Origin of the sequence: Phenylobacterium sp. (assembly GCF_035276905.1) — a bacterium.
Lineage (GTDB): Bacteria > Pseudomonadota > Alphaproteobacteria > Caulobacterales > Caulobacteraceae > Phenylobacterium.
Genome location: NZ_DATELG010000200.1, coordinates 1 through 4,004 on the forward strand (window position 1 = coordinate 1; position 4,004 = coordinate 4,004).

At 69.3% G+C, this 4,004-nt stretch carries 4 protein-coding genes and 1 pseudogene; all 5 read right to left on the reverse strand.

Annotated features, from left to right (window positions below):
- A pseudogene (locus tag VJS38_RS09285) lies at positions 1 to 305 on the reverse strand (monooxygenase); the annotation flags it as partial.
- A 31-nt stretch (positions 306 to 336) separates the two neighbouring features.
- Positions 337 to 564 carry a lipoyl domain-containing protein gene (locus VJS38_RS09290; RefSeq protein ID WP_324087868.1) on the reverse strand — a complete coding sequence of 76 codons (228 nt, stop codon included), beginning with the start codon at positions 562 to 564 and terminating at the stop codon, positions 337 to 339.
- A gap of 28 nt (positions 565 to 592) precedes the next feature.
- A complete protein-coding gene (locus VJS38_RS09295; protein WP_324087869.1) occupies positions 593 to 2,641 on the reverse strand; it encodes a dehydrogenase E1 component subunit alpha/beta in 2,049 nt (682 codons plus the stop codon).
- Between the two features lie 111 nt (positions 2,642 to 2,752).
- Positions 2,753 to 3,493 (reverse strand): IclR family transcriptional regulator, encoded by a 741-nt coding sequence (locus VJS38_RS09300; protein WP_324087870.1) that lies wholly within the window; start codon positions 3,491 to 3,493, stop codon positions 2,753 to 2,755.
- A 96-nt stretch (positions 3,494 to 3,589) separates the two neighbouring features.
- On the reverse strand, positions 3,590 to 3,967 hold the full coding sequence (locus tag VJS38_RS09305; protein ID WP_324087871.1) for an EthD domain-containing protein: 378 nt from the start codon (positions 3,965 to 3,967) through the stop codon (positions 3,590 to 3,592).
- Positions 3,968 to 4,004: the final 37 nt, after the last annotated feature.

Here is a 4,004-nt window from a genome sequence, read left to right on the forward strand (position 1 = left end):
TACCAGACGCCGCCGAAGCCCGCCCCCCGCTCGACGATCCGCAGGCTCTGCACGCCCGCCTGGCGCATCCGGGCGCCCACCAGCAGGCCGCTGTACCCGCCGCCGACGATCAGCACCTCGACCTGGTCGGTCAGCGGCGCGCGGCGGAAGTCCGGATCGGCGTAGGGATCCTTCAGCAGATAGGCGAAGTCGCCGTCGGTGGCGACGTACTGCGAGTTCCCGTCCGGGCGCAGGCGCTTGTCACGCTCGGCGCGGTATTTCGCACGCAGCGTCTCCGGGTCGAGATCGAGCGGGTCGTCGATCACGCGCGGTCCTCCGCCCGCCGTTGCGGCGGGCCTATTCGATGACGCCGATCTCGGTTCCGACGGGATAGACCTCGCCGGCGGCGGCCTTGTGGGTGAGCTTTCCGCTCTTGGGGGCGGAGATGTCCTGGGTGGCCTTGCCGGTCTCCAGGACGTAGATCGGGTCGCCCTCCTCGACCTGGGCGCCGTCGGGCTCCAGCCATTCGGCGAGCGTGCCCTCGCTCATGGCCATCTCGAGCTGGGGGATCGTCAGGGTGGTCATCTGGTCGGTGTTCCTGGTTGTCTTCGGGTCACTTGAAGGCGATCAGTTCGCGCACGCGGCGGGTGATGGCCGGGGCGTAGGGGATCTGGTTGAACTCGATCTCCGGCGAATAGGCGATCGGGGCGTATTCGGCGCCCAGCCGCGAGGCCGGGGCCTTGAGGCTGGAGAACAGCTCCTCGTTGAGGGTGGAGGCGATCTCCGAGCCCAGGCCGCAGAACTCGGTGGCGGCGTGCACCACCAGGGCCCGGCGGGTCTTCCGCACCGAGTCCAGCACCCGGTGGTAGTCCAGGGGCATCAGCGAGCGCAGGTCGATCACCTCGGCCTCGATCCCCTCCTTGGCCAGCTCCTCGGCCGCGGCCAGGCACTGGTGCACCTCCCAGCCGTAGGTGATGAGGCTGATGTCGCGCCCGGGGCGCACCACCTTGGCCACCCCCAGCGGGATGCGGTAGTCGCCCGCCGGCAGCGGCCCGCGGTGGCCGCGCAGCAGGGTGATCGATTCCAGCATCACGCAGGGGTCGTCGTCGAAGATGCAGCTGAGCAGCAGCCCCTTGGCGTCCAGCGGATTGGACGGATAGGCCACCTTCAGCCCCGGCGTGTGCAGCAGCCAGGCCTCCAGCGACTGCGAGTGCTGCGCCCCGAACCCGCCCAGGCCGGCCCCGGTGGTCATCCGGATGGTCATCGGCACATGGGTCGCCGCCCCCGACATGTAGCGCTGCTTGGCCGCGTGGTTGACGATCTGGTCCAGGCACACCGCGGTGAAGTCGCTGAACATGATCTCGCAGATCGGCCGCATGCCCACCAGCGCCGCCCCGGTGCCGGCGCCGATGATCGACTGCTCGGCGATCGGCGTCGGCCGCACCCGCGGGCCGAACTTGGTCTGCAGCCCCACCGAGGTCTTGAACACCCCGCCCGGCGGGTCGCCCACGTCCTCGCCCAGCAGCACCACGCCGGGGTCCAGCTCCAGGGCGATCGCCTGGGCCTCGGTGATCGCCTCGCAGGTCAGCACCTGGCGATCCTCCCCCGAGGCCGCGGCCGCGGCCTCGGCCGCGCGCGCCGGATAATGGCCGCGCCGCGGGATCACCTCGATGTCGCCGTAGACGTCGACCAGGGTCTCTTCCACCGGCGTCACCTTGCACCCCAGCGCCCATTCGATCGCCGCCTCCACCTCCGCGGCCGCCGCCGCGTCGATCTTCGCCAGATCCTCCTCGCCGCAGATCCCGGTCTCGATCAGCAGCTTGCGCGTCGTCACCCCCGGCGCCGCGGCCTTGCCCGCCTTCAGCTCCTCGCGCGTCAGCTCCGGGCTGTCGCCCACCCCGGCGTGGCGGCCCAGCCTCAGCGTCACCGCCTCGACGAACGCCGGGCCCTCGCCGCGCCGCACCGCCTCGATCACCGGCTTCAGGCCGTTGTAGAAGGCGATCGGGTCGTTGCCGTCCAGCTTCACCCCGGTGAAGCCGTAGCCCGCCGCCCGGCCGGCGAAGTCCTTGCTCGCCGTATAGCCGGCGATCTTGGTGTACTCGCCGATCTGGTTGTTCTGGCACAGGAAGACCACCGGCAGCTTCCACACCCCGGCCAGGTTCATCGCCTCGTGCACCGCCCCGATCGAGGTCGCCCCGTCGCCGAAGTTGACCACCGTCACCCGGTCCTCGCCGCGCAGCTGCGCCGCCATCGCCAGCCCGTTGGCGATCGGCGCGCCGGCCCCCACGATCGCCGTCGTCAGCATCGAGCCCGACGCCGGGTCGGAGATGTGCGGCGCGCCCCCCTTGCCCTTGTTCACCCCGTCGATCCGGCTCAGCGCCTCGGCGAACAGACGGTCCAGCGGAACCCCCTTGGCCACCTGGTCGTGGATCCCCCGGTAGGTCGTCACCATGTAGTCCCGCTGCGTCGTCAGCTGCGAGATCACCGCCGGAATGCCTTCCTGGCCCGTGCTCGGCCAGTAGTTGAACCGAAGACGGCCGCTCGAAAGACCCGCCTGGATCGCCTTGTCCACCGCACGGATCCGAGACATCTGCCGGTAGATCTCCACCAGCACCGCAGGCTCGATCCCAAGGTTCGTCCGCACCTTCGCCTCGACGCTCATGCCTGCCTCCATACTCGTCCCACGACGACCCGACCGCCGGCCCGTCCGCATCCCTCGAAACCCACCGCTTCTAGACCACCGCTTCACCGCGCGCCACCTGCGGCAGGACCGTCACGCGCCGTCGGCGGTCGCGCGGCAGTGGTCGTCGATCTGCCCGCGCAGGATGGCGACCAGTTCTTCGGTCTTCGTCCGGATCTCGTCGACGCGCCCGTGCACGCTGAGCGCCAGGGCCTTGCCGAAGCTGTCGCGGAACGGCAGCTTCACCGCCACCGCGCCCTGTTCGGCCTTCAGCCGTCCCAGGACCGCCGCGTAACCGCGCTCCCGCGCCTCGCGCACCGTGCGCAGCACCGTGTCCAGCTGCTCCAGCTCGCCGGCGCCGGGCAGGGCGTTCAGCCGCCGCACGATGCGGCCGATCTCGTCGTCGCCCAGTTCCGTGAGCAGGATGATGCCGGAGGCGGCGCGGGTCAGCGGCCGCATGCTGCCCGCCCGCAGCTTCATCATGCGGCGTCCCGGCGCGGCCAGGGTGTAGACGTACTGAACGTGCACGCCGTTGCCCGTGGACAGGATCACGGTCAGGCCGGTCCGTTCACGAACCGCGGAGAGCAGGTCCAGGACCTCGAAGGCGTGGCGGCCCCCGAACCGCAGGTAGCCGCCCACCAGGGCGACCCTGATGGACGGCGCTAACTCGTGCGTCGCCGGATCGAAGTTGAGGTAGCCCAGCTGCTTCAGGCTGTTGATGAGCACAGAGGTGCTGGACTGCGGATACCCCAGCAGCTTGGCGATCTCCGAGACCCGCGCCGGCCGCCTGAGCTTCTCGAGAAGCTCCAGGATCGCGAGAGTCCGCTGGCGCACGCCAAGCCCCCGAAGTCTCGTCTGGGGGCGCATGCCGTTTCGTAGCCGACAGCACCCCACCGCTCAAGTTTCCCGACCCCCGGTCCCGGGCGCGCCCTAGCTCGGGCGCACGTGGCGGATCAGGTCGCCCTCCCTGCACTTGATGACCATGGTCGCCTCGCGATTGAGGAAGTTCTCCTCGTCGCGATAGAACTCCTGGCCGGATTCGCCGCCCGTCAGGATCGCGCTGATCTCGCGGAAGGTCTCTTCGTCGGGAAGCGTCCACTCCGATATGCAATCGAAGTCGAACTCCCGCGCGCCGAGGCCGGTGCGCGGGCTACCGGTCACGTCGCTGATATAATACCTGTTGTATTTCAACATCTTGTTTGTGAAGTACTTGTCGGCGATCTTGACGTGGATGTTCTCGAAGTGCTGGCGGAACTGCTCGTGGGTGATCCCGTCCTTCCGCTTCAAGAAGAAGAAGAGTCTGAGCATCCGGTTTCCTCGCCCTGGTTGCGCCGCGCCAAATCCA